Here is a 23,559-nt window from a genome sequence, read left to right as displayed (position 1 = left end):
AAGAATGATAATATGTGTATCTTGATAACTTGTTAACGAGGTCACATGGTAACAATAAGAAAAATGGAGAATAAAAGAATTAATGGCAATGATTTGATTGCCTTGGGATATAAAGAAAACCATGCAATGGGTGTTGCATTGAAGATTAACAAAAAAAGATTGGGTTTTACTCGAGAACAAATGTTGGTTAACTTCAAAAATGTACTTGAAAATCCAGAACTGTATCTAGAAGATGCTGTTTTTAAACCACTCGCTGACGTTTTGCTGAAAATTGATGCGATGGAAGAAGAGATGATTCCTTTAAAAGAAAATCCGGAGACCTATACCATTTACGGAGAAGAAAATATCGAAGATGGCGCTAAAAAGCAAATGAATGTGGCAATGAAGCTACCCGTTACAGTTGCTGGAGCGCTAATGGCGGATGCACACCAAGGCTATGGCTTACCGATTGGGGGGGTGTTGGCAACGAAAAATGCGGTTATCCCTTATGGCGTGGGGGTGGACATCGGTTGTCGTATGGCATTGTCCGTGTTTGATTTGCCGACGTCTTATCTGGAGGAATACCCCGATAAACTGAAAGATCTTTTAATGAAAAAAACACGATTTGGCGCGGGACATGGTTATTTGAAGCACGAAAGAGTGGATCATGAAGTTTTAGATAACGCGTTGTTTGAAACGAATGATTTTGTCCGCGCGCTAAAAGACAAGGCGTGGACACAATTGGGAACGTCAGGAGGAGGGAACCATTTTGTGGAATTTGGCGTGATGGAATTTACCGAAGCAGACGAGGCATTGGGTGTGGAAAAAGGTAAATACTTGGCGTTACTGACACATTCGGGTTCTCGTGGATTAGGAGCAACTATCGCGGGACATTATACGAAATTGGCAAAAGAGATATGTAAGCTTCCTTATGAAGCCCAAAATCTGGCATACCTGGATTTGAATACCACAGAGGGTCAAGAATACTGGCTGGCGATGAATCTGGCTGGCGATTATGCTTCAGCTTGCCACCAAGTTATCCATGATAAAATAAAAATCGCGTTGGGAGCGGAGTTGCTGGCTAAAGTGGAAAATCACCACAACTTTGCCTGGAAGGAGCTATTCGATGGTCACGAAGTAATCGTGCATCGCAAAGGGGCTACACCCGCAAGCAAAGATGTAATGGGGATAATTCCAGGTTCTATGGCGACACCGGGTTTTCTGGTGCGCGGAAAAGGAGAGGATGCTGCTATTAATTCAGCCTCACATGGTGCAGGTCGCTTAATGAGCCGCACACAAGCTATCAAGACATTGTCATCGACGGACTTAAAAACAATATTGGAAGATAACGGTATTACCTTGCTTGGTGCAGGAATGGACGAAGCGCCGATGGCGTATAAAGATATTCATACAGTAATGTCGGCACAAGCAGACCTAGTGGATGTTGTAGCGACGTTTTCACCGAAAATTGTGCGTATGGCTGATGACGGTTCGAGAGAGGATTAAAGGAAATCGCTAAAAAATAATACTATAATCCATAGGTTTTTCACCGATATGATTTACTTTTATTGGCAAGGATTCGATAATAATAAAATCAGAAAGCTATGGAGTTATTTATGGTGGTTGTTGGCGGGAAACCTGAGGGAAGATTTACAGAACAGCATGATGTCTTTTTTGGTGTAGCAGCAGAACTAAAGGAACTTGTGCCGGCTATATATGCATTTTGGCCAGCATTGGAGGGTAAGATGCATATCGACTCCTGGCGAAAAGTTACGAAAGTTGGTCGCTATGCCATTGATATTGTTCCGAAAAACAACGATAAGGACATGGAGGTGAACAAGCTCTATTTTGTAAATCTGGGAGGATATAAACAGGACGATATGGAGGAATATCATTATAAGCAATTGGTGGTAGCTTCCAATTTAGGCGATGCTACGAGAATAGCAAAGGAGTCTACCTTTTGGAAACATCACGAATCCTCTCATATTGATGATAAATATGGAATTGATGTAGACGATATTTACGAGGTAAGCGATTTACTTGATCCCCGGTTTAAGGAGCAATATAGTCTTCAAATAACGGATGATCCATCGCGCACGGAAGATGAATTGGAAGTCGGATATCTGAAAATAAGTAAATTAATAGCAGCTAATTTTGAATCATGATCATCTGATATCCTAATATCCACGAAGCGAAAAACAGGATTTATGGTGCAGCAGAATAAAAAACTTTAAAATGAAAACAACTATTTATATGCTTATCCTCGTCCTATTTACCGGGGCGTGCCGCGAAACTGCCAAAACCAACAAAGCAAACCTTATACCAGATAACGAGAGGGAAATCGTGGATACCACAAACCTGCTTAAAATTCCGTGGAGAACGGACGAGAAAATAACTCTTGGTCAGTTATATACCGACACGGTACAATTTGTGGAATTTAATGACGAAGGCGATAATTGGTTGGCTATTGTAGCAAAAAACAACGACACTACCAGCTTTATTTACGATAGTGAATATAATTTTGTCCGCGGTGATGAAATCGAAATACGATGGAAAGTGGATAGTATCCGATATGCGGGTGATAGTGAGTTTTTGGATTTTACGGAATTTCTAATCTCAGCAAAAAAACTGAAACCACTTCAATTACAAAATAAAGAAATCAAATTCCTATGGCGCGAAACCATTTACGATAAACAATTAGAAGCCGAAATCAATACCATCGTACTGAACGAGGAATATATCCGAAACATCACCGAACCCGAAAAAGCAGTATTAGCCTATATAGCAACTTTTATCGGCAATGCTTGCGAGTGGGATGGAAGAGCCAATAACGACAGGAGTAACTTGAAATGTAAAATTCTTTGGGCTTTGGATTTGGGGTATCAGTGTTCGCACAAACACTTAGATTTTCTGCGGTTTTGGTTCCGAAATGAAGAAGAAATCAAGAAAGAATTAATGAACTGTCCAACCACACCCGATGGCGCAACGGTGCAGGATACATTCGATGAAATCAATCTAACGGTGGATGAAAATCGGATTGCCGTATCTTTTAAAGTAAGTGGTTTTAATCTACGTGAGAACAAATCATGGCGCTGGGCAGAAACACAAGAATTTGAATTCAAAGAAAGTGAACTATGGCTTTTAAAGAAAGAGAGGTCACCAAAGCATTATGAGGCTTTTGAAGTAAGAGGCAATTAGGATTATAGAGCCCAACCCTTCTGTTCGAATACCTTCGGTTAATGCCAAAGTTAAACAGGATGGAATAAAAAAAGCTCCAATCTTTTGATTGAAGCTTTCAGCGGAGAGCAAGGGATTCGAACCCCTGAACCTGTTACAGTTAACGGTTTTCAAGACCGCCGCATTCGACCACTCTGCCAGCTCTCCGCTGCAAAAGTAGAAATTCCAGCCCGCTTCGCAAAACTTATTTTAGCCTTTGTGTATTACCCTTTGAAAATGAGGTAAATTATTTTTTCTAGACCTTGACACGCTAAAAAGGAACAGCCCGATTTACATGTCGCAAAGTGTGTATTTCCGTTTGCCAATAAAAAATAAATCTGCTATTTTCACTGCAAAATATGACACGATATAGGAAAACTGTTAGGAGGGGGACTAAAGTAAGTGACGCAGAGCGTAAAAAATATTTGATTTGGAGTGTGGTCTTACCTTTATGTATATTAATAGGTTTTGCTCTTTTATATTATAGAACAGATTTTTCCTATACCATAAAAAGTTGGATTTTTCGGGAAGAATCAACAGATACGCATACCGCAAGCGAACATGAAAAGCGTAATATCAAATTGATGGAAAAGTATGATGCCTATGTGTATGGCGTTGATATATCCCAGTATCAAGGCGATATTAGCTGGATTGATGTCAATACGATATATGATCAAATACCACTTGATTTTGTATTTATTCGTGCTACGATGGGAGAGAAGGCGAAAGACAAACGTTTCGTTGTAAATTGGGAAGCAGCACAAAGTAGAGCAAAGTTGAGGGGAGCCTATCACTATTTTCGACCAAACGAAAACTCTATTCGCCAAGCGCGTAACTTTATAAGTGCGGTTAATCTGAGACCTGGCGATCTGCCTCCGGTTTTGGATATTGAAGAACGGCCCCGAAAACAACCTATGGATTCATTAAAGGTGGGATTAAAACGATGGCTGAACGAGGTTGAAAAACATTACGGAATACAGCCTATTCTCTATTCCGGAGATAGCTATTTTACTGATTTCTTAGAGAAAGAGTTTTCCGATTACGTGTTGTGGATAGCGAATTACAATTTTTGGGTAGATAAACCCAAAAAACATTGGGATTTTTGGCAGTTTTCCGAACGAGGCTATGTACGAGGCATAAAAGGGAACGTAGACCTCAACATGTTTAAAGGGAATATCGAAAAATTAGAAGAATTAACGATTCCCTATTAATCCTGGTTCTCGTTTATATTGTTAGTTAAAAGCGGTGGTGTAACCACCAGTACCTTGTCTATTCGGTGCCCATCCATATCAATTACTTCTAGCTTATACTCTTTAAAGTGAATAAATTCACCCTCTTCCGGGACATGATCTAATGTAAGAAAGACCAATCCGCCTAAAGTAGTAATGTTAGAAATATCATCTTCTTCCTCTTCGCTCAGTTCTATTTGAAAATATTCCAAAAAATCATCTAGTTGCGTTCTTCCATCAATAATATACGAGCCATCCTCCCTTTTGCGGATAGAGGCATCAGAACGTTCTTCACCGTTGTTCATGTCGCCGAAAAGCTGACGTACAATATCTTTAATGGACACGATGCCTTGCGATATACCATATTCATCAATCACGACAGCTAATTGTGCGTTGCCATTTTTTAGGACGTTTAGGATGTTGTAAGCAGATGTATTTTCATTGACAAAAGGAATCGGTTTCACCAATGCTTTCAAATCGATAGGCTTATTGTCGATATATTTTTTTAGAAAAGTTTTGACATGAATAATACCCTTTACCTGATCGAAACTGCCATCTACCACAGGAAATTCGGTGTGTTCAGATTGTCGGATAATATTCTTGTTTTCTTCAAAGCTATTTTGCAGATCCAGACAGTCGATATCGGAGCGGTGTACCATCAGGTTGATAGCGCGTTTATCTCCCAGTATGAGCAAACGATCTACAAAATCATGTTCAAAATTCTCAATGACACCACTGGTTACGCCTTCGTCAACTAGCGCTTTGATTTCTTCTTCGGTAACGGTGTTCTTAGAAACCTTGATATTCAATAGCCGAACAAGCGCATCTGTAGAAACACTTAACAACCAGACAAATGGTTTAACAAATTTACTTAGAAACAACATCGGCGTAGCAACAAATGATGCGTATCTCTCCGGTATAGCCATTCCGATACGTTTAGGTACAAGTTCGCCAATAACCAAGGAAAGATAAGTAATGACAAGTACTACAACAATGATAGCGACCTGTTGACTGTAGGGAGCGAGAAAGGAAACCTGACTAAGTACAGTGGCTAGATGAGAAGAAATCGTTCCACCACTGAAAAAACCTGTAAGGATACCAACTAAAGTGATACCAATCTGAATAGTAGATAAAAACTGATTGGGATTCTCCTTTAAATTTAATGCTATTCGAGCAGACTTGTTGTTTTTATCCGCTGCCGCTTGAAGACGCGCCTTTCGACTTGATACAATCGCTATTTCGGAAGCAGATAATATTCCATTAAATATAATTAACGTTATTATAATAATAATCTCTGTCAGCATAAAGCCTATTTTATGCTCTAAAATACAAATTCTTTTCCAGCGTTGTACATCCTTTTGAAAAAAACTAAGAGGATGGGCATTCCCGATTGTCCGCTATTCGGTAGCTGGATTTATCGTGAACCAATTTAGAAAAAGAACAAACGTTTGCTTTAATACAACGCTTTTATTTATTGATTTATTTATAGATATTGCCAACGTTTAGCATAGTTTATGTTAAATTTTTTAAATTTTCCAATGTCTGAATTAAAGAATAATAATATTTTAAGCTCTGCATCTCATTTTGATATCGAAGGAGATATTATTCATGTAGAACGTTTCGGATCAGGGCATATCAATGATACCTATCGTGTAGAAACCGATATTAAAAACTATTTGTTTCAACGGATTAACAATCAAATATTTGCTGACGTAGCAGGGTTGATGGAAAATACGAGAGTCGTGTTAGACCATCTGAAACAAAAATTAGCACACCTCGGAAAAGAAAAGGTGGAGAAATCGACGTTGACACTAATCCCGACTCGCGAGGGGACATTGTATTATCAAGATGAAAATGGCAGCTTTTGGCGAATGTTTATCTTGTTGGAAGGGACTAAAAGTTATGATATTGTAGAGACAGAAGCTCAAGCATATTCGGGGGGGAAGGCGTTTGGCGAGTTCCAAAAGCAGCTTTCCGATCTTGATCCGGGCAAATTGGTAGAGATTTTACCTAATTTTCATAATATCGACTTCCGGATGGGGAATTTGCGCACAGCTATAAAAGACAATGCTGCTGGCCGTGTAAACGAAGTGCAAGATATATTAGATTATATATTGAAGCGGGAAGAGCGGATGCGTACCATTTTATTGATGGGAAGCAACGGGGATTTACCATTACGTATTACCCATAACGATACGAAGTTTAATAATGTCTTGCTTGATGAACATGATCGCGTACAATGTGTGATTGATTTGGATACGGTAATGCCGGGATATGTAGCCTATGATTTTGGAGATGCCATTCGCACCATTATCAATTCGGCAGCAGAGGATGAGCCCGATACGAAGAAAATCACATTGAATATTCCATTATTTAAGGCTTATGCGCAGGGATATATGAGCGAAGCTTGCGGTTTTTTGACAGAAAAGGAAACGACGTCGTTACTTCACGGTGTATTTTTGTTACCTTTTATGCAAGCGGTTCGTTTTCTTACTGATTATCTAAACGGAGATACTTATTATAAAATACATTATTCTACACATAATTTGGTTAGGACGAAAGCACAACTTAAATTAGTGCAAGAAATGGAATTGCACCAAGAGGAGCTTGCTTCCATTTTGGAAGAAAGTGTTCATGTATAATTTTAGAAGACAATGACCAGTTTAAAAGTACCTTATCATAGTATAGCACTCGAAAACTTTACCTATTATGCTTTAAGCCAGCAAATGGAAACATTGCCATGGCAACCTATCGCACAGGTAAACTGGTCCGAATTTCCATATAAACCCGAGGTGCACTTTCAAATGGCGCACGATAATCAAAGCATATTTATCCATTATAGCGTTCAAGAAGAGTTTGTGAAAGCGCAGTATGTCCGTACGAATGAAGCCGTATGGGAAGACAGTTGTATAGAGTTCTTTGTTTCTTTCGATGGAAAAGTGAGCTATTACAATATCGAGTTCAATGTATTAGGAACAGGGCTGATAGGTGCCGGTTCCCGGATAAAAGAGGATAGAACGCGGCTCGAACCGGAAACAACAGCAAAAATTCAGACAGCAACAACGGTTGTAAATGTGGATGGGAAAAAGAAATGGAATATCATCCTCGTGATTCCAACGGCTGTATTTGTGAACGATAAAATAGAAAACTTAGCGGGTGCCACTGCGTATGGAAATTTTTATAAATGCGGTGATGGTTTGCCGACTCCGCATTTCCTCTCCTGGAGTAAAATAGAACATCCTAAACCTAATTTCCATTTACCGGACTTTTTTGGAGAAATTGTTTTTGAGTAGCGATACATAAACTCGCACACGCATTAAAACCTGTCTAGCATTCCCAAAAGACCTGTTAATCCTCCCGAATGGATAACTAGCACCGTAGATCCCCGTGCGATTTGTTTTTGGGCAATTAAATCGTGCACTGCATAGAACAATTTTCCGGTGTAAGTAGGTTCTATCAACAGAGAGGTCTGGCGTGTAAATGTCTTTACAAATTCAATGAGTTCCGGCTTGGTCTTCGCGTACCCTCCAAAATGATAATCCAGATGTAGACGTATATGTGTTGGGTTTGCTACACCAAGCTTAACGATTTCATCGAGAATAAAACCACCTCCTTTAAGTACGGGAACAGCATGTAGTGTGGTGGACCACCGATGACTGCTTATGCCTTTTGCCAGACCCGCTAAGGTTGTTCCGGTGCCACATGCACAGAAGCAATGTTCATAAGTATAACGTAATTCGTTTGTTATTTCACTACATCCTTGGACGGCCAGCATGCCATACCCACCCTCGTCAATAAAATATGCTTCCTCCGAGTGTGTGAAATGGGTATTAAATAAAGCTTTTTTATCCCTATAGCGTTCCCGGTCTACAAAATGTAATTCCATACCGAAAAGCTGACACAATTTGAGTACTGGGTTTTCGATTGCTTCCCCGCGCACAAATCCATACGTACGAAATCCGAATTTTGCTCCTGCACATGCCGTGGCTAGCAAATGGTTGGACCATGCTCCTCCAAAAGTCACTAATAAACTTTTACCCTCTTTTTGGGCGTGCTGTAGGGGGTATTTCAGTTTCCGCCACTTATTACCGGATATATAGGGATGTATAAGGTCATCTCGTTTAACGAATACGCGAATACCGTGTTCTTCATAAAACGGAAGGACAATCTCTTCTTCGGGGCTGTAAAAATCAAAATCCAACATATACTTCTGCCAAAGTTAGTAGATTTTAAAGGATTTCGATACTTTTGCGTGATGGCAGAAGATTTAGATATATATGAGCAGGACGAGCGGGAGCTTTTCGAACATTATCGGATTGAAGCCGATAAAGGGCAAGCGCTGCTGAGGCTTGATAAGTTCTTGATGAACAGGGTGGAAAATACTTCCCGAAGCCGTATTCAAAATGCCATCGACGCCGAGACTGTTTTTGTAAACGGAAAATTGGCTAAGGCGAGTTATAAAGTAAAACCATTGGACGTCGTCACGATGGTCTTGCCAGACCCACCGCGAGATACGGAAGTTTATCCCGAAAATATACCGCTTGATATTATTTATGAAGACGACGACCTCCTATTGGTAAATAAGGAGGCGGGTATGGTGGTCCATCCCGGTTACAACAATTACACGGGAACGCTCGTTAATGCGTTGACCTACCATTTAAGTCAATTGCCCACATTGCCAGGCAACACAGGGCGTCCGGGCTTGGTACATCGGATTGATAAGGATACCTCGGGATTGTTGGTAATTGCCAAAAATGAATGGGCAATGACTTTTTTAGCAAAGCAGTTCTTTGATCATACAATAAATCGAAAATATCTGGCGTTAGTTTGGGGAGATATAACCGAGGATGGTACGGTGTCGGGTTATATTGGAAGAAATGCTAAGGATCGTAGGATAATGGAATTGTACGATGACCCTGAAAAAGGCAAGTGGTCGGTTACGCATTATAAGGTATTGGAACGTTTGGGATATGTTACGTTAATAGCCTGCGAGTTGGAAACAGGACGTACCCATCAAATCCGGGCACATCTTAAATCTATAGGGCATCCGTTGTTTTCGGATGAATCGTATGGGGGAAACAAGATTCTAAAAGGAACAGTATTCAACAAGTATAAACAGTTTATAAACAATTGTTTTGAATTATTACCTCGGCAAGCATTACATGCTGAGTCGTTGGGGTTTGTTCATCCTCGTACAAAAGAATCGATGTATTTCGAAGTGCCACTTCCTTCCGATTTTCAATCCGTTTTGGAAAAATGGCGGTCTTATGTCACATCGACGGACCGATAAGTTTAAACACAAAAAAAATTATGTCTTTACAATATATCAACTTTGACGGGCAGCTTACTGCCGAAAATCAACAGATAGCAACAATAGACAACCGCGCTTTGCGGTATGGGGATGGACTGTTTGAAACCATGTTGTGGAAAGATGGGGATATACGGTTTCTGGATCTTCACGTAAAACGTTTACAACAAGGTATGCAAACGTTGCAATTGGATGAATATTCCAAGTTCGATGCTTTTTTTATCCGTTCCAAAACAGAAGAGTTGATCAGGAAAAATAATATGCTTGGACAGCAAGTACGTGTGCGTTTGGTTGTTTATCGTGCAGGCGGCGGAACGTATGCACCGGAAACGAATAAACCCGTATATGTTCTACAGGTATCTCGAATGCCACCCCTATTGCGAGATAAAAAATTAGGACTCATTGTAGATTTGTATACCGATTTTAAAAAGCCTTATAGTGATTTATCGCATCTTAAATCAAATAATGCATTGATCTATGTCATGGCAGGTTTATATAAAAAGAAATTTGCGTACGATGAGGTGTTTCTTCTGAATCAAGAAGGAAATCTATGTGAAGGGTTGATCTCCAATATCTTTATATACTACGAGAAGACGCTATATACGCCTGCTTTAACAGAAGGGTGTGTAGAAGGTGTGATGCGTAAAGTTGTTATGGAAATGGCAGAACATGAAGGTGTGTCCGTTGTTGAAGCACAGATAAGCCCGGAAATCATGAAAGAAGCGGACGAGATTTTCTGTACAAATGCGGTTCAAGGTGTGCAATGGGTGATGGGCTACAAGCAGAAACGTTATTTCAATAAAATATCGCGTATTCTTCAAGAAAAGCTACAAACTTGGGGTGAAGAAGCAGGAGAAAATTAAAAATATAACTGTCGTTTAATCAGCACGTAAGCTTGGTGTTCAATAATGCATATGCATTTTTAAAGAAGCACTTCGTGTTTTATTTTAGAAAATGTTTCATTCCTAAAAAACTAATGTAGACGTTTATTGCGTTGCACCAATCGATACGTGATATATAGCAATATCAACCAGATAGGTATCAACTCTACCGAAATCTTCAACCCTGTAAACCACATCATAAGCAGTACGCCTGACAGGAAGAAAAGGGATATATAATTACTGATAGGATAAAAGAGGGTTGGAAACGACGACGTTTCTAACCGTTCGGTTATTTTTCTTTTGAAAAAGATATGGGTTAAACATATCATAATCCAGTTGATGACCAAGGAGGAAACCACTAAGCTCATCAACACTTCTAATGCCCGCTCGGGCATCAGCTTATTGATGACGATACATATCGCAACTAATCCTGCAGAAACTAAAATGGCATTGACGGGAGAGTGGTTCTTATTCAATTTCTTCAGAAACTTCGGGGCATTACCTTGCTCGGCTAGACCGAAGAGCATACGTGAGTTACTGTATACACAACTATTATATACGGAAAGAGCTGCTGTTAATACGATAATATTCAAAGCGTTTGCTATGATATTCGTGAAATAATAAGTTGTTCCAAAAAGTTCAAATTGTAAACCTTTCAAACTAGCAAATACTTCTACAAATGGACTTGTTTCGGGCGTAATATTACGCCACGGCATGAGCGAAAACAACACCAATAACGATCCGATATAAAAAATAAGGATACGCCATAATACTTGGTTTGTCGCTTTCGGTATATTTTTTTCTGGATTTTCAGCTTCTGCGGCAGTGATACCCACCAATTCAAGACCTCCAAATGAAAACATAATCATAACCAACGCAGCTAAAAGCCCTTGGTAAGCACCGCTTTCATTACTGGACAGCCAGCCTTTTGGGAAGAAGCCTCCGTCATTCGTTAAATTTTGTACTGTTGCCTGCTCTCCTCCTTTTCCACTTATCAGGAGATAGCAACCAAAAATAATCATGGCGATAATAGCCACCACTTTGATAATGGAAAACCAAAATTCCGTTTCACCGTATACTTTTACCGAAGCCAGGTTAAGCGTGTTGATCACGATAAAGAAAAATAAGCTGGACATCCACAGGGGTATCTCTGGCCACCAAAATTGCACGTAATGTCCGATAGCTGTCAGTTCGGCCATACTGACCAATAAGTAAAGAACCCAATAATTCCATCCCGAAGCATATCCGGCAAAAGAACCCCAGTATTTATTAGCAAAATAGCTAAAACTACCCGATACAGGCTCATGCACCACCATTTCGCCCAATTGTCGCATGATAAAAAAGGCAATGATCCCCGCAATGGCGTAACCTAGTATAACCGATGGGCCTGCCAGAACGGCTGCTTGTCCTACCCCTAAAAAAAGACCTGTGCCGATAGCACCGCCTAAAGCTATTAATTGGATATGTCTGTTACTTAGCCCACGCTTAAGCTGCTTGTTGTCTTTCGGAGTATTTGTTTTCAATATGCTATTATCAAGTTTACTGTTGTGTAAAAATAATAAAACCGCTGATAATACAGCGGCTTTATTACATTTAATCTATATCTAAAACAAATTCACTTGTTTATCTTTCGGGTGCTTAACCGAGTAGCCGAATTTTAATTTTTGTGTCCCTCCGGCTGGAATATTTAATTTCCATGTGACAATACCGGTGTCTTTACCTACTTGTCCGCCACTAGCTTCTTCCAAAATGATATCCATTGATTTATCTGTCGATATCGGATATTGCTCTTGCAGCGTTAGGCTGACACCCGATTTCTTATTGTTTTTAATGGTTATTTCATAAATAGCCGTTTGTGTCCGGCTATTTCCGATCAATCTGGAAGAAGAAAGGTCATTGATTTTTTCTCGTTTAACAGAAATCATCTTGTCTCTTCCTAAGCTTAATTTCAAGGTATCTGTAGCTTCACTGGGATTGATGAATGTTTTTCCGACTAGCATGTTTTCAAACATAACGTTCGCTTGTCCGGGAACAAGATTCAATTTCTCGTAATCTATCAGCTCCGCCAATAAAAATACCTCTTGATTAATACGCGGGGCAACGTAATATTGATAGCTTGCCGGATGGGTGTATTCTTTAAGATTGACGGCATGTTGTTTCCCGTTGGAGGCAATGGTATACGGAATATCAATATCAAAAGTAGTGTTGAGCTGATTTTCGGCCTGCTGTACATAGTCGTTTAATGCTTGAGGAGCTGCTGCGACTTCTTCTAATATGTTATCCGCTATTTTTGATTGCTTCGCTACACCTCGTATTTGAACGCCAGCTACCCGACCTTGAAGGGCGGCTGTTAAATTCTGCTGATAATACAAATGCCAAGGTGATAGGGTAGGTGCTACGCCTCCCTGTGAAGGATTTGATGTAGAAAGCCGCAGATTGACCTGTTGCCAATCCACACCCGTTTGTTGCGAAACGTTTGCTTTATATACAATTTGTAACGGAGAGGTCGTGTTTTCTGCCCGCAATTCGTAAGAAGCACTCCAATTCGCCTGTCTTGTCAAGTAAGAAATGTTAAACGGTTGATTTCCCGTTTGGTTGTTTATGATCTGTACAATCAATTGACCGCCCGAACCGGATGTCTGTCCTTTGACTTCATCAAATTGCACTTTGACTTTATCCACGATATCCCGCTGCTCCGCTATTTTTTCGTCCAATGCGGTGATATTGTTCTTCACCTCCAGATATTTTGGCTTGTAGAACTCCGCCATCTTTGCCAATTCAGCTACTGTAGTGCTACTATTTTCGCCTGAAATCTTTTGATTTTGCTCCAAAAGTTTAAGCAGACTTTCTTCCGTCGCTTTTTGGTTTTGTAATTTTTTTAATGCCGTTAAAGCACGCTTATATTCGTTTTCAACTATGCTGTACGCTTCCGTTTTTACATCCGCATCAATATAATTCAGGGCTGGACGAACAGAGAGAATCGTTACGTTGGCACCGGTACCAATCTGTATGCTATTCTCGTCTATATTATTGGCCACATGCGTGAAAACTATTTCACTGCTACCGGAAGGAAGATTTATACTCGCCGTGTGACTTAATTCTGCTGCATTCGTAAAGACCGTTACGTTTTTTAAATCCGCTTTTTGTATAATGGCTTTCTGAGCAAAAGATAGGTTTGCTAAAACCAGTCCTGCGGAAAGTAATAAACTGCTTTTTATCATAATATGAATCGTTTTAGAATAGATGATTTATGCGGTTATATTCCATAAAGATACCTAAAAATTACCTTTTGCTTTCCACATCTGTCATCGAGCATCCGCACCCCTTATTGCAGCCCTGTTGTTTGTTTTTAGAGGGCATAAACCGTTTCGCTAAAAACACCAGTGCCACAATGAAGACGAGGGCGATAATAGCGTATTGAATCACTATTCCCATAACACATTACTTAAGTAGTTGATAAGCCACAAAGGCAATAATATAAGCGATACCGGTCATCATGACGGTCTGTATCAATGTCCATTTCCAAGAGCCTGTTTCTCGTTTCATGATCGCAATCGTACTCATGCATTGCATGGCAAAAGCATAAAATAAAAGGAGTGAAATGCCCGACGCGAGATTGTAAGAAGGTTGTCCGGTGTTGCGGTTTATTTCCGACCGCATTCTACTTAACAGCGTCTCTCGTTCCTCGTCATCATCGGGATCTATATCTTCACCAAGACTGTATACAGTAGCCATAGTTCCCACAAATACCTCCCTTGCGGCAAAAGAAGAGATAAGTCCGATCCCCATTTTCCAATCATAACCTAAAGGTCTAACAAGAGGCTCGATGCCCATGCCCATATAGCCCAGAAAAGAATGTTCTAATCTAAAAGAAGCTACTTCTTCATCGAATTCCTCTTCGCTTAATGTTGGATTAGCTTGTTGTACGTACTCCTCGGCATTATTAAACTTATCATTCGGACCAAAATTACCAAGCACCCATAGGATAACAGCCATTGCGAGAATTATTTTACCGGCCTGGAATAAAAAGCCGGATGTTTTCTCCCACATATTCATTCCCACATTTCTCCAATCGGGAGTTTTGTAAGAGGGAAGTTCAAAAATAAGAAAAGACTTATGCTGGTTTTTGATGATTTTATTTAAAACGGCGGCCGATAGTAATGCTGCTACTACGCCGAGGATATAAAGCAGATTTAGTACTAATCCCTGTAATCCAAAACCTAAAAATGTTTCATTCGGAATAACTAAGGATATTAAAACAACATAAATCGGAAGGCGGGCGGCACATGTCATGAAAGGCGTAACCAACATAGTGACAAGTCGTTCTTTCGTGTTTTCGATGTTACGCGCAGCCATAATAGCGGGAACAGCACAGCCTACGCCCGACATGAGTGGAATAACTGATTTTCCGTTTAACCCATAAGGACGAAGCCATCTGTCCATTAGAAAGACAACGCGGCTCATATAGCCCGTTTCTTCCATAAGGGAGATAAGTAAAAATAAAATAGCGATTTGGGGAACGAAAATAATAATTCCGCCGATCCCGGCTAATATACCCTGTGTTAACAAGTTTGATAATGGTCCTTCCGGTAATACGCTAGCGGTATAATCGATAAGCGCAGAGAAATTCTCATCTATCCAATCCATGATAGGCTCAGATAAAATGAATACTAATTGGAACACAAGAAATAGTAAGAAAAAGAAAATAATATACCCCAAAACAGGATGAAGTAAAACCTTGTCAATTCTATTCGTCCTATGGAGATGATGATTATCTTTATGGATAATAATCGTTTTTAAATCCTCTTCAATCTTCGTATTACGTTTAATGGCCTCAGTCTGTTGAAGCACATTGGGAGAAAGTTGATGTCTCTTCCGAATATCAGCTAACGTTTGTTGCTGTTCTTTCGTCAGAAAGGATATATTTTCTTGCGCAATAAATTGCCAGGTTTGATATTCTGTATGCAATGGAAAAGCTTTTTTTGCCTCTTCTAATGCGAGTTCGTAAGTGCTGTCTACCTCAAACTGACCGGGGAAATAACCTGGGCGCTCGTCAAAGGCTTGGATAAGCTGTGCTATTCCCTTTCCATTTCGGGCATCGGTGGTATAAACCCTGGTGTGAAGATAAGCTTCCAGTTTTTGATAGTCAATATCGATTCCTTTAGCATTTACTTCGTCAATCATATTAACAACGAAGATAGCTGGAACACCTAGTTCACGAGCCTGTTGGTATAGTACAACCGACCGCTTAATATTGTTTGGTTCAGCCACAACAACGACCAAATCGGGATGCGCTAGGTTCTTTTTATCTGCTAAGACATTGTATACAATTTCTTCATCCATTGATGTGGGGAAGAGTGTATAGGTGCCTGGCAAGTCAATGATACGATATGTTTTATTATTGGCTTTTACCGAGCCCTCTCTTTTTTCTACGGTGATGCCCGGATAGTTGCCTACGTGTTGATGTAATTTTGTAATACGGTTGAATAGCGATGTTTTTCCGACGTTAGGATTTCCTAAAAAAGCTATTATTGGATTCTTCATATTATTTTTCGACGAAAATGTGTAAAGCTTCAGATTTACGGATAGCGATTAAAATGTTGGAATTTGAGATTTGAAGACCAATAGGACCATGAAATGGCGCCTTGTGTTTAATTTCGACAACGGCTCCCGGAAGGAGTCCCATTTCGTAAAATTTAGAAGGCAATTCCGACGAATCAAGCTGCCGTATAGTTGCTTGTTCTCCTACTTCCAATAGATCAAGACTGAAACTTTTCTGCATTTTATCCTGTTAAAAAATTATATAATTATATTCTTATTTCAGAATATTTGACGTATGCACCAAAGTTAGTTAATTTAGACTGATTTTAAGGTCTAAAAAGGGGGATTTGTTTAATTTCCTTAGACTTATACGCCTAAGTAATTAAACTTCATGATTAATGCTCGTGCTCATGCTCGTGGTCATGGTTATGCTCGTGATGGTCATGGTCATGGTCATGATGATGCTCATGATCGTGGGCCGGACCGTGATGATGGTGGTCATGTCCGTCAAATAGAAAATTAGCTAACGACACCAATACCCCTAATATGACAGCAATCATTTTCTTTCGATTGAATTTATGGTGATCTGCGGAACCCGATTCAAATAGAATAGTAGTGGAAATATGAAGGAATATACCGATAACAATCGCCATAATCTTATCGAAATATTGTGTGATGTTTCCAATTTCGCCCTCACTTATTCCTTTACTCGTTAGAAAACCTAAAGGTGTCATAACCGCAAATAGGAGGAGAAAGGTGGTTATTTTGGTTTTGGAAAGTCGTGTGTTAAGTAACAAGCTTCCCAAAGCAAAAGCAGCCGGCACATGGTGTATCGCAATGCCGAAAACCAACTCTGCCTGATGGCCGGCAGCTAAAGGCATACCTTCTAGAAACGCATGTAAACACAAGCTTATCATAATGCCCAACGGAAAAGCATTATGGGCACTATGGTGGATGTGCCCATGTTCAATACCCTGAGAAAATTGCTCTAATACCAGTTGAAATAGAAAACCGCCCAATATATACAAACCAATTATTTCCGGACTTGTGTTTTGACTGATGTAAACGTGAGGTATCAAGTGCAATACGGTAATACTAAACAAATAAGCACCACTAAACGAGAGGATTAGTTTAAGTAAACTGGTATTGTCTCTTTTAACGAAGAATACGGACAACCCGCTTAAAAAAGCCGAAATAAATAGAATGCTGACGATTAATGACGAACTCATGTTGTTACTGTTTCTGTAATAGGATTTGTTTTGAAAAATTCTGGGAAAAAGCGTTTAAAAAGATAGCCGGTTCCAGTACCGATTAAGATACCGAGAATTGCTCCACAAAGAATGTCGAAAGGGTAGTGAACGCCTACATATATTTGGGAAAAACTTATTAACGCAGCCCATGTGATACATAACCATAGTGTATGTTTCCAACGTCTGCGGAATAGCACTATCCAGAAGAAAGCCATGGCAAAATGGTTAGTGGCATGGGAAGAAGTAAAACTAAATCCGGAGCCACAACGCACGCGTATATTGGCTTCTTCTTTAAAAACCAAATCATTGCAAGGGCGTACACGCTTTACATTTTTTTTGATGACGTGGGACGACAGTGCATCAGAAACACCAAAATTGGCCAATGTAAAAGCGACAATCAATATGCCCATCTTGCCGTAATGCTTGATAAAGAAGATAATCAGAAATAGATATAAAGGCGACCATGTGTAAGGATTCCGTAGAATAGGTAGCAACCAATCAAAAAAAGGATTACTTAATCCTTGATTAATGATCAAGAATATCTCTTGATCAAAATGAATGAGTTGATTTAACATAGATGTTGTGCTTATTTAAATTATCCTTCAAAAGTAAAGAATAATTTAGCAACATTGCCGCCTTTTAATAAAATGATACAATGTTGCAACAAAAGTACACTTTCGTTTTTAATTGTGAAAGTTTTATATGAAATTTTAAGATATAAACTTATTTTTACGATTGCTTGTAGCATTTTAATTTTTAATATGACACTTATAAAATCAATATCAGGTATTAGAGGTACAATTGGAGGTAAGCCGGGAGAGGCGCTTACACCGATTGACGTGGTTAAATTTACAGCAGCATTTGGTAAAATCCTCCTGCAAAAGACCGGAAACAAAAAGATTGTTGTGGGGCGTGATGCACGCCTGTCCGGAGAGATGGTGAGTAATTTGGTAGTAGGAACCTTGCAAGGAATCGGTGCTGATGTAGTCAATTTGGGTTTGTCGACCACACCTACGGTAGAAATTGCTGTGCCGATGGAGCAAGCCGCCGGTGGTATTATCTTAACGGCATCCCACAATCCTGGACAATGGAATGCCTTGAAGCTGTTAAACAGCGAAGGAGAGTTCATCAATGATCAAGAAGGAAAAGAGGTCTTGGCATTGGGCGAAAGCTTGGATTTTGATTTTGCCGAAGTAGGTGTGTTGGGTAAGGAGATAAAAGACGATAGCTATTTACAAAAACATATTAATGCCGTTTTAGCCCTTCCTTTGGTGGATAAAGAAGCCATTCGCCAAGCAGGTTTCAAGATAGCGGTAGATGCGGTGAACAGTACAGGTGGAATTTTTATCCCGGCACTTTTGCATGCGTTAGGCGTAGAGACCGTTTATAAGATACACTGTGAACCCAATGGTGAGTTTCCACATAACCCGGAACCATTGAAAGAACATTTAACTGATCTTTCCCAAGCAGTATTGCGTAATAAGGCAGATTTGGGTATTGCAGTAGATCCCGATGTGGATCGTTTGGTGTTTATGATGGAGGATGGAGAATTATTCGGTGAGGAGTATACGTTGGTAGCCGTTGCAGATTATGTTCTCGGACATACTAAAGGTAATACCGTCTCCAACCTTTCTTCTACGCGTGCGTTGCGTGATGTTACGGTTAAACACGGAGGTGAATACTTTGCGGCGGCGGTAGGAGAGGTAAACGTGGTGACAAAAATGAAAGAGGTAAACGCTGTCATTGGGGGCGAAGGCAATGGAGGAGTAATTTATCCTGATTCACATTATGGTCGTGATGCCTTGGTAGGCGTAGCTCTATTTTTAAGTCATTTAGCTAAACTGAAGAAAGCGGCATCTACTTACCGCGCGGAATTGCCGCAATATTTTATGTCGAAGAATAAGATTACGTTAACCCCGGATTTAGATATCGATGCCTTGTTGCAAAAAATGGAAGAAAAGTATAAAGAGGAGCAATATACAACGATCGACGGTCTGAAAATAGACTTTGAAAACGAATGGGTACACCTTCGGAAATCGAATACGGAACCTATTATTCGTATTTATTCGGAAGGGCCAACGCCAGAAGCTGCGGATGCTATCGCACAGAAAATTATCCATGAAATAGAAGAAATCATTAAATAAAAGAAAAAGGAGATAACATCGTTATCTCCTTTTTCTTTTTAAGAATCTTATCTTATTATTCAGCTACCACTTCAAAAGGAATCTGAACTTTAACTTCTTTGTGTAAGTTTAAGTTAGCGATGTATTCACCAACTGTTTTAGGTTCAGTTTCGAAAGTGATGCGACGACGGTCAACGTCATATCCTTGTGTTTTCAAAGCTTCCGCAATTTGGATGCTATTTACTTTACCAAAGATTTTTCCGCTTTCACCAGCTTTAGCGCCAATAGTAAGTTTGATACTTTCCAATTTGCCCGCTAATTCTGTTGCGTCTTTCTTGATTTTGTCTTGTTTGAACTGAGCTTGTTTGATGTTCTCAGCCAATACCTTCTTAGCAGACGGTGTCGCTAGGATGGCAAATCCTTGAGGAATTAAGTAGTTGCGACCGTAACCTGGTTTTACGTTTACGATATCGTCTTTCTCGCCAAGTTGTTTAATATCTTGTTTTAATATAACTTCCATGTCGTTTCCTCCTTATTTTAATGAATCTGCTACGTAAGGCAATAGTCCGACAATACGCGCGCGTTTAACGGCTTGAGCTACTTTACGTTGGAATTTCAATGATGTACCCGTTAGACGACGAGGTAAGATTTTACCTTGATCGTTTACAAATTTCAATAAGAAGTTTGCGTCTTTATAGTCGATATACTTAATACCGTTCTTTTTGAAACGGCAGTATTTTTTACGGTTGTCCTCTACTTTAGGGGCAGTCACGTATTGGATGTTTTCGTTTGCCATTAGTTTGCTACCTCCTCCGTTTTAGTTTCAGCTTTTTTGTTGAATGCACCGCTACGTTTTTTCTCGTTGTAAGCTATTGCATGTTTGTCCAAAGCAATAGTTAAGAAACGCATCACACGCTCATCACGCTTATATTCAAGTTCTAGTTTTTTAATTAATTCACCCGGAGCCTTGAATTCAGTTAGGTGATAAAATCCAGTAGTTTTCTTCTGGATCGGATACGCTAATTTTTTCAAACCCCAATTGTCTTCAGCGACAATTTCGGCTCCGCCTTCAGTAAGGATGTTTTTGAATTTAGCGATTACTTCTTTCGCTAACTCCTCTGAAAGCAACGGGGTAAGAATAATGACAGATTCGTACTGTTGCATTGTGTTTAATAAATTTGTTTTAATTAATAAATACTCGTACTTTAACGAGTGTGCAAAGATAAGTAATTATTTGATAAAGTGAAAAGAAAAAGAAACATACTGTAATCATATGTTTATGGATTTGATTGCTCCAAATAGGTGTCTAAAGCTTTCTGACTTTGTTCAAAAGCTTTACGTTGTTTGTAGTTCACCCATTTTTGTTTGAAAAGTTTACGCATAAGCTTGTCTGTATACCGGATGAAGAACACCTCGTTAAGCATATTCAAAAGCCTTTTCGGCGAAGTAGGAAAGGAACGTAACGTAATGGAGAAGCCCGCTTCCAGATAACGATTGAAATGCCAGTAGCCACTTGGCATAAAGAGCGCATCGCCATGTTCCATGAAAATCTCGTACCCTTTTGCATAGCGAAGTGCCGGAAACTGTGTATAGTCGGGGTGCTCATAATCCACATTATAAATAGTGTGGACCGAAAGTGGAACTTTGTATAGAAAAGCAGCTTCCTCCGGAGGGAATAATAACACCCTTTTTTTACCTTCGAATTGAAAATGCAATAAATCTCCCAGGTCGACATCATAGTGCATAAGCACGCGCGCCTCACTACCTCCAAAAAATAGTGTCGGGATGCGTTTAAAATATTTAAAACCTAAATCGGGATAAGAAAAATTCTTGAGCAACTCAGGCAATTTATCTGTAATGATATAGAAGAAAATTCGAAGATCGGAAGGTTGCGTTTTGATGAGACGGATATAGTCACGCATCTTCATATGGGTAACAGGCTCATCTGTCGCTTTATTGGGATCCGCAGGTTTGTTATCATACAGTCCCACAACTTGCTCACCGGCTTGCTCGTGTATATAATCTAACTTCCACTTGTTGTATGCTTCCCATTTTTTAGCAAATCCCTTAATAAGAAGGGGTCTTTTAGGTTTGAAATATTTTTCCAAAAACACCTCTTTACTTATATCGTCCACTATATCAATCTCCGATAGAATCATAGTTCTTTTTTAATATTTTAAAAGTAGCAAAAAAAATGTCAAAATTTCATCATACATTACCTTCACGTAAACTAAGTTGAGAAGAAAAGCGTTACTATTACAAACTAGTGCTACAGTATCTATTATGACATCAATAAAAAACGAACTAGTAGGAACTTGGAAACTTTTATCCTATATTGAAGTCCCCATAGCAGGTGACGATTCGCTTTTCCCGATGGGAAAGAACCCTTACGGAGTATTAATGTATTCGTCTGACGGTTACATGGCGGTACAGATCTCCAAAGAAGGACGATTACTTTATAAAAGTAAAGATAAGATGATGGCTACGCAGGAAGAAATGGCTTCTTCCTTACAGGGATATATAGCCTTCTGTGGAAAATACAAAGTGGATAACAATAATGCGGTTGTTACGTATCATATAGAAAGCTCCCTGTTCCCGAATTGGAAAAACCAGATGCAGCATCGGAAGATAGATTTCGAAGGCGACGTGCTGTACCTCAAGTCTACCGAACCCATTCTTTCCAACGGTGTGTATGTCAACTCCTATATGACTTGGCAACGTATGGACTGCTCGTCCGACGACTTCGTTGATGAAAGTTTATTAAGAGAAATTAGCCTAAAGAATTAGGCATAAAAAAAAGAGCGTTAAAAAACGCTCTTTTTTTTATTTTGATAGAGATCTCTATTATTCTTGTAAAGCTTCAATCTTAGCTTGTGTTTCGGCTGATTTTGCTTCATCTTGTTGGAAATCATAGTAGCCTTTCAAGCTTCTTAACGCGTCGATGTCCTTCGGATCCAATTCTACTACCTTTTCAAGGTAAGGCAGGGCTTCTTTGATCTGCTCTTTAAGTTGTTCTACTTTTGTGCTGTAATCGGTGTTAGATAACGTTTTATCGTCATTAAGGGTATTTAATTGATCCCTTACACTATTGATGATGGTTGCTGACGCATTTTTATTGGCTTCTACATAATTGGGGTCGATTTCCACGGCCTTTTTATACGCCTCGATGGCCTTATCATTGTTGTCGGATGCTGAATAGGCAATACCTAAATAGTAATATAATGCTTTGTTGTCCGCATCTTTTGCGATTTGATTTTCGATTTCGCTGATTATTTTATCCTCGTTACCGGTCAAAAGGTTCAACTCGATATTTTGGACGGAAGCATCATTATCATCCGGGTATTCAGCAGCTGCTTTGGCAGCATATTCCAATGCGTTAGTGGTGTCCTTCGCGGATAGATACAGTTTAGGCAAGTCTACCATCACAGCCTTATGCTGAGAAAATTCTTTTTGCGGAATCAATTCCGTATATCTTTTAATCGCGTTTGGATAGTCTTGGTTTTGAATAGCAGACAAACCAGAGTAGTAGATTAATGTTGTATCTCCGGGAAGATAAAGCAGCGCTTGATCGAAAGCTGTATAAGCTGTTTTATAGTCTTGGCTATTAAAGGCATCAGCGCCTTGTCCAAAATTGAACTGACCTAAAAGCTGCTTAGCAACCGCGATGTTTTCTTTATTTTTCTCGTCGCTGTCCAATTCTGTCGCTTTTTGGATACCTTCTTCAGCTGCTTGCACTGCTTCAGCCGATTTTTCCAATGTAGCTAAGTTAGCATTTACTAAAGCATAAATCGTCCAAGTTTCGGGATTGTCTTTTGTTTTGTCATGGGTAATAGCTGCATCAATGGCTTCTTTAGCACCGTCCAAATCTTTTTTACCCAATTGGGCTAACTGTTCGGGGGGCAAATTGTTGTTCTGTAGCTCTTGAAATTTCTGCAATCCTGCTTTTGCTTTTCGCAAGTTGCCACTTTGAGCGAAAGCAGTAGTACCTGCTACCACCAATAAAGAAAATAATATTGCTTTTTTTATATTCAT

General features: G+C 39.6%; 24 protein-coding genes and 1 tRNA gene. 10 read left to right on the top strand and 15 right to left on the bottom strand.

What is annotated here, in order from left to right; genetic code table 11:
* The first annotated feature begins 63 nt into the window (after positions 1 to 63).
* The 3 genes from FXV77_RS19440 to FXV77_RS19430 all read left to right on the top strand — a co-directional run bounded on the left by FXV77_RS19440 (position 64) and on the right by FXV77_RS19430 (position 3,177).
* Complete coding sequence (locus FXV77_RS19440) at positions 64 to 1,485, top strand: RtcB family protein (protein WP_222867829.1); 1,422 nt, start codon at positions 64 to 66, stop codon at positions 1,483 to 1,485.
* A 98-nt stretch (positions 1,486 to 1,583) separates the two neighbouring features.
* On the top strand, positions 1,584 to 2,144 hold the full coding sequence (locus tag FXV77_RS19435; RefSeq protein WP_222867828.1) for a DUF1543 domain-containing protein: 561 nt from the start codon (positions 1,584 to 1,586) through the stop codon (positions 2,142 to 2,144).
* A gap of 70 nt (positions 2,145 to 2,214) precedes the next feature.
* Positions 2,215 to 3,177: a hypothetical protein gene (locus FXV77_RS19430; RefSeq protein WP_148920903.1), complete on the top strand. Its 963-nt coding sequence runs from the start codon at positions 2,215 to 2,217 to the stop codon at positions 3,175 to 3,177.
* A 101-nt stretch (positions 3,178 to 3,278) separates the two neighbouring features.
* Here FXV77_RS19430 and FXV77_RS19425 read toward each other — a convergent pair.
* Positions 3,279 to 3,363 (bottom strand) — tRNA-Ser (locus FXV77_RS19425).
* A gap of 191 nt (positions 3,364 to 3,554) precedes the next feature.
* Here FXV77_RS19425 and FXV77_RS19420 point away from each other — a divergent pair.
* On the top strand, positions 3,555 to 4,406 hold the full coding sequence (locus FXV77_RS19420) for a GH25 family lysozyme (RefSeq protein ID WP_148920902.1): 852 nt from the start codon (positions 3,555 to 3,557) through the stop codon (positions 4,404 to 4,406).
* Here FXV77_RS19420 and FXV77_RS19415 read toward each other — a convergent pair.
* Positions 4,403 to 5,728, bottom strand: a complete 1,326-nt coding sequence (locus FXV77_RS19415; RefSeq protein ID WP_148920901.1) for a hemolysin family protein — start codon at positions 5,726 to 5,728, stop codon at positions 4,403 to 4,405. The two genes, FXV77_RS19420 and FXV77_RS19415, sit on opposite strands and share 4 nt — an antisense overlap.
* A 234-nt stretch (positions 5,729 to 5,962) precedes the next feature.
* Between FXV77_RS19415 and FXV77_RS19410 the strand changes: the two genes are divergently transcribed.
* Positions 5,963 to 7,066: a phosphotransferase enzyme family protein gene (locus FXV77_RS19410; protein WP_148920900.1), complete on the top strand. Its 1,104-nt coding sequence runs from the start codon at positions 5,963 to 5,965 to the stop codon at positions 7,064 to 7,066.
* A 12-nt stretch (positions 7,067 to 7,078) separates the two neighbouring features.
* On the top strand, positions 7,079 to 7,717 hold the full coding sequence (locus FXV77_RS19405) for a carbohydrate-binding family 9-like protein (RefSeq protein WP_148920899.1): 639 nt from the start codon (positions 7,079 to 7,081) through the stop codon (positions 7,715 to 7,717).
* A 23-nt stretch (positions 7,718 to 7,740) separates the two neighbouring features.
* Here FXV77_RS19405 and FXV77_RS19400 read toward each other — a convergent pair whose 3' ends face one another.
* On the bottom strand, positions 7,741 to 8,628 hold the full coding sequence (locus tag FXV77_RS19400; protein WP_148920898.1) for a 1-aminocyclopropane-1-carboxylate deaminase/D-cysteine desulfhydrase: 888 nt from the start codon (positions 8,626 to 8,628) through the stop codon (positions 7,741 to 7,743).
* A gap of 51 nt (positions 8,629 to 8,679) precedes the next feature.
* On the opposite strand from FXV77_RS19400, the gene FXV77_RS19395 reads away from it, so the two are divergent.
* Both FXV77_RS19395 and FXV77_RS19390 read left to right on the top strand, forming a co-directional pair.
* Positions 8,680 to 9,714, top strand: a complete 1,035-nt coding sequence (locus tag FXV77_RS19395) for an RluA family pseudouridine synthase (protein WP_148920897.1) — start codon at positions 8,680 to 8,682, stop codon at positions 9,712 to 9,714.
* Positions 9,715 to 9,734: 20 nt separating this feature from the next.
* Entirely contained in the window at positions 9,735 to 10,595 is an 861-nt protein-coding gene (locus FXV77_RS19390; protein ID WP_148920896.1) for an aminotransferase class IV, read from the top strand.
* Positions 10,596 to 10,705: 110 nt separating this feature from the next.
* Here the strand turns inward: FXV77_RS19390 and FXV77_RS19385 are convergent, their stop codons facing one another.
* The 7 genes from FXV77_RS19385 to FXV77_RS19355 all read right to left on the bottom strand — a co-directional run bounded on the left by FXV77_RS19385 (position 10,706) and on the right by FXV77_RS19355 (position 17,979).
* Positions 10,706 to 12,136, bottom strand: coding sequence for an amino acid permease (locus FXV77_RS19385; RefSeq protein ID WP_148920895.1), 1,431 nt, complete (start codon positions 12,134 to 12,136; stop codon positions 10,706 to 10,708).
* 81 nt (positions 12,137 to 12,217) lie between these two features.
* Complete coding sequence (locus FXV77_RS19380) at positions 12,218 to 13,834, bottom strand: DUF4139 domain-containing protein (RefSeq protein WP_246162528.1); 1,617 nt, start codon at positions 13,832 to 13,834, stop codon at positions 12,218 to 12,220.
* Positions 13,835 to 13,895: 61 nt separating this feature from the next.
* Complete coding sequence (locus tag FXV77_RS22360; RefSeq protein WP_222867827.1) at positions 13,896 to 14,048, bottom strand: hypothetical protein; 153 nt, start codon at positions 14,046 to 14,048, stop codon at positions 13,896 to 13,898.
* Positions 14,049 to 14,054: 6 nt separating this feature from the next.
* On the bottom strand, positions 14,055 to 16,157 hold the full coding sequence (gene feoB, locus FXV77_RS19370) for a ferrous iron transport protein B (RefSeq protein ID WP_148920893.1): 2,103 nt from the start codon (positions 16,155 to 16,157) through the stop codon (positions 14,055 to 14,057).
* Between the two features lies 1 nt (position 16,158).
* The gene (locus tag FXV77_RS19365; RefSeq protein WP_148920892.1) at positions 16,159 to 16,395 is read right to left on the bottom strand and encodes a FeoA family protein; all 237 of its coding nucleotides are present in this window, start codon (positions 16,393 to 16,395) and stop codon (positions 16,159 to 16,161) included.
* A 154-nt stretch (positions 16,396 to 16,549) separates the two neighbouring features.
* A complete protein-coding gene (locus FXV77_RS19360) occupies positions 16,550 to 17,383 on the bottom strand; it encodes a ZIP family metal transporter (protein ID WP_148920891.1) in 834 nt (277 codons plus the stop codon).
* A complete protein-coding gene (locus FXV77_RS19355) occupies positions 17,380 to 17,979 on the bottom strand; it encodes a phosphatase PAP2 family protein (protein ID WP_148920890.1) in 600 nt (199 codons plus the stop codon). The genes FXV77_RS19360 and FXV77_RS19355 overlap by 4 nt, the downstream gene beginning before the upstream one ends.
* Positions 17,980 to 18,165: 186 nt before the next feature.
* Between FXV77_RS19355 and glmM the strand changes: the two genes are divergently transcribed.
* Complete coding sequence (glmM, locus tag FXV77_RS19350; RefSeq protein ID WP_148920889.1) at positions 18,166 to 19,548, top strand: phosphoglucosamine mutase; 1,383 nt, start codon at positions 18,166 to 18,168, stop codon at positions 19,546 to 19,548.
* 55 nt (positions 19,549 to 19,603) lie between these two features.
* Here the strand turns inward: glmM and rplI are convergent, their stop codons facing one another.
* The 4 genes from rplI to FXV77_RS19330 all read right to left on the bottom strand — a co-directional run bounded on the left by rplI (position 19,604) and on the right by FXV77_RS19330 (position 21,686).
* Positions 19,604 to 20,047, bottom strand: coding sequence for a 50S ribosomal protein L9 (gene rplI, locus FXV77_RS19345; RefSeq protein WP_148920888.1), 444 nt, complete (start codon positions 20,045 to 20,047; stop codon positions 19,604 to 19,606).
* A 12-nt stretch (positions 20,048 to 20,059) separates the two neighbouring features.
* Entirely contained in the window at positions 20,060 to 20,323 is a 264-nt protein-coding gene (gene rpsR / locus FXV77_RS19340; protein ID WP_148920887.1) for a 30S ribosomal protein S18, read from the bottom strand.
* Complete coding sequence (gene rpsF, locus FXV77_RS19335) at positions 20,323 to 20,691, bottom strand: 30S ribosomal protein S6 (RefSeq protein ID WP_148920886.1); 369 nt, start codon at positions 20,689 to 20,691, stop codon at positions 20,323 to 20,325. Before rpsF ends, rpsR begins: the two co-directional genes overlap by 1 nt.
* A 113-nt stretch (positions 20,692 to 20,804) precedes the next feature.
* Positions 20,805 to 21,686, bottom strand: a complete 882-nt coding sequence (locus FXV77_RS19330) for a cupin-like domain-containing protein (protein WP_148920885.1) — start codon at positions 21,684 to 21,686, stop codon at positions 20,805 to 20,807.
* A gap of 124 nt (positions 21,687 to 21,810) precedes the next feature.
* Between FXV77_RS19330 and FXV77_RS19325 the strand changes: the two genes are divergently transcribed.
* Positions 21,811 to 22,314 carry a lipocalin-like domain-containing protein gene (locus FXV77_RS19325; RefSeq protein WP_148920884.1) on the top strand — a complete coding sequence of 168 codons (504 nt, stop codon included), beginning with the start codon at positions 21,811 to 21,813 and terminating at the stop codon, positions 22,312 to 22,314.
* Between the two features lie 57 nt (positions 22,315 to 22,371).
* Here FXV77_RS19325 and FXV77_RS19320 read toward each other — a convergent pair whose 3' ends face one another.
* The gene (locus tag FXV77_RS19320; protein WP_148920883.1) at positions 22,372 to 23,559 is read right to left on the bottom strand and encodes a tetratricopeptide repeat protein; all 1,188 of its coding nucleotides are present in this window, start codon (positions 23,557 to 23,559) and stop codon (positions 22,372 to 22,374) included.

This window comes from Sphingobacterium phlebotomi, assembly GCF_008180195.1.
Lineage (GTDB): Bacteria > Bacteroidota > Bacteroidia > Sphingobacteriales > Sphingobacteriaceae > Sphingobacterium > Sphingobacterium phlebotomi.
The sequence above is the reverse complement of the archived record's forward strand: the minus strand, read 5'-3'. Positions and strand labels throughout refer to the sequence as shown.

Bases quoted from the DNA above. Each gene is read 5' to 3' on its own strand.
- rpsR (WP_148920887.1), bottom strand. From the start codon at position 20,323: ATGGCAAACGAAAACATCCAATACGTGACTGCCCCTAAAGTAGAGGAC.
- FXV77_RS19325 (WP_148920884.1), top strand. From the start codon at position 21,811: ATGACATCAATAAAAAACGAACTAGTAGGAACTTGGAAACTTTTATCC.
- FXV77_RS19430 (WP_148920903.1), top strand. From the start codon at position 2,215: ATGAAAACAACTATTTATATGCTTATCCTCGTCCTATTTACCGGGGCG.
- FXV77_RS19330 (WP_148920885.1), bottom strand. From the start codon at position 21,686: ATGATTCTATCGGAGATTGATATAGTGGACGATATAAGTAAAGAGGTG.
- FXV77_RS19435 (WP_222867828.1), top strand. From the start codon at position 1,584: ATGGAGTTATTTATGGTGGTTGTTGGCGGGAAACCTGAGGGAAGATTT.
- FXV77_RS19415 (WP_148920901.1), bottom strand. From the start codon at position 5,728: ATGCTGACAGAGATTATTATTATAATAACGTTAATTATATTTAATGGA.
- rpsF (WP_148920886.1), bottom strand. From the start codon at position 20,691: ATGCAACAGTACGAATCTGTCATTATTCTTACCCCGTTGCTTTCAGAG.
- FXV77_RS19410 (WP_148920900.1), top strand. From the start codon at position 5,963: ATGTCTGAATTAAAGAATAATAATATTTTAAGCTCTGCATCTCATTTT.
- FXV77_RS19320 (WP_148920883.1), bottom strand. From the start codon at position 23,559: ATGAATATAAAAAAAGCAATATTATTTTCTTTATTGGTGGTAGCAGGT.
- FXV77_RS19440 (WP_222867829.1), top strand. From the start codon at position 64: ATGGAGAATAAAAGAATTAATGGCAATGATTTGATTGCCTTGGGATAT.
- FXV77_RS19405 (WP_148920899.1), top strand. From the start codon at position 7,079: ATGACCAGTTTAAAAGTACCTTATCATAGTATAGCACTCGAAAACTTT.
- FXV77_RS19420 (WP_148920902.1), top strand. From the start codon at position 3,555: ATGACACGATATAGGAAAACTGTTAGGAGGGGGACTAAAGTAAGTGAC.
- FXV77_RS19355 (WP_148920890.1), bottom strand. From the start codon at position 17,979: ATGTTAAATCAACTCATTCATTTTGATCAAGAGATATTCTTGATCATT.
- glmM (WP_148920889.1), top strand. From the start codon at position 18,166: ATGACACTTATAAAATCAATATCAGGTATTAGAGGTACAATTGGAGGT.
- FXV77_RS22360 (WP_222867827.1), bottom strand. From the start codon at position 14,048: ATGGGAATAGTGATTCAATACGCTATTATCGCCCTCGTCTTCATTGTG.
- FXV77_RS19380 (WP_246162528.1), bottom strand. From the start codon at position 13,834: ATGATAAAAAGCAGTTTATTACTTTCCGCAGGACTGGTTTTAGCAAAC.
- FXV77_RS19400 (WP_148920898.1), bottom strand. From the start codon at position 8,628: ATGTTGGATTTTGATTTTTACAGCCCCGAAGAAGAGATTGTCCTTCCG.
- FXV77_RS19360 (WP_148920891.1), bottom strand. From the start codon at position 17,383: ATGAGTTCGTCATTAATCGTCAGCATTCTATTTATTTCGGCTTTTTTA.
- FXV77_RS19365 (WP_148920892.1), bottom strand. From the start codon at position 16,395: ATGCAGAAAAGTTTCAGTCTTGATCTATTGGAAGTAGGAGAACAAGCA.
- rplI (WP_148920888.1), bottom strand. From the start codon at position 20,047: ATGGAAGTTATATTAAAACAAGATATTAAACAACTTGGCGAGAAAGAC.
- FXV77_RS19395 (WP_148920897.1), top strand. From the start codon at position 8,680: ATGGCAGAAGATTTAGATATATATGAGCAGGACGAGCGGGAGCTTTTC.
- FXV77_RS19390 (WP_148920896.1), top strand. From the start codon at position 9,735: ATGTCTTTACAATATATCAACTTTGACGGGCAGCTTACTGCCGAAAAT.
- feoB (WP_148920893.1), bottom strand. From the start codon at position 16,157: ATGAAGAATCCAATAATAGCTTTTTTAGGAAATCCTAACGTCGGAAAA.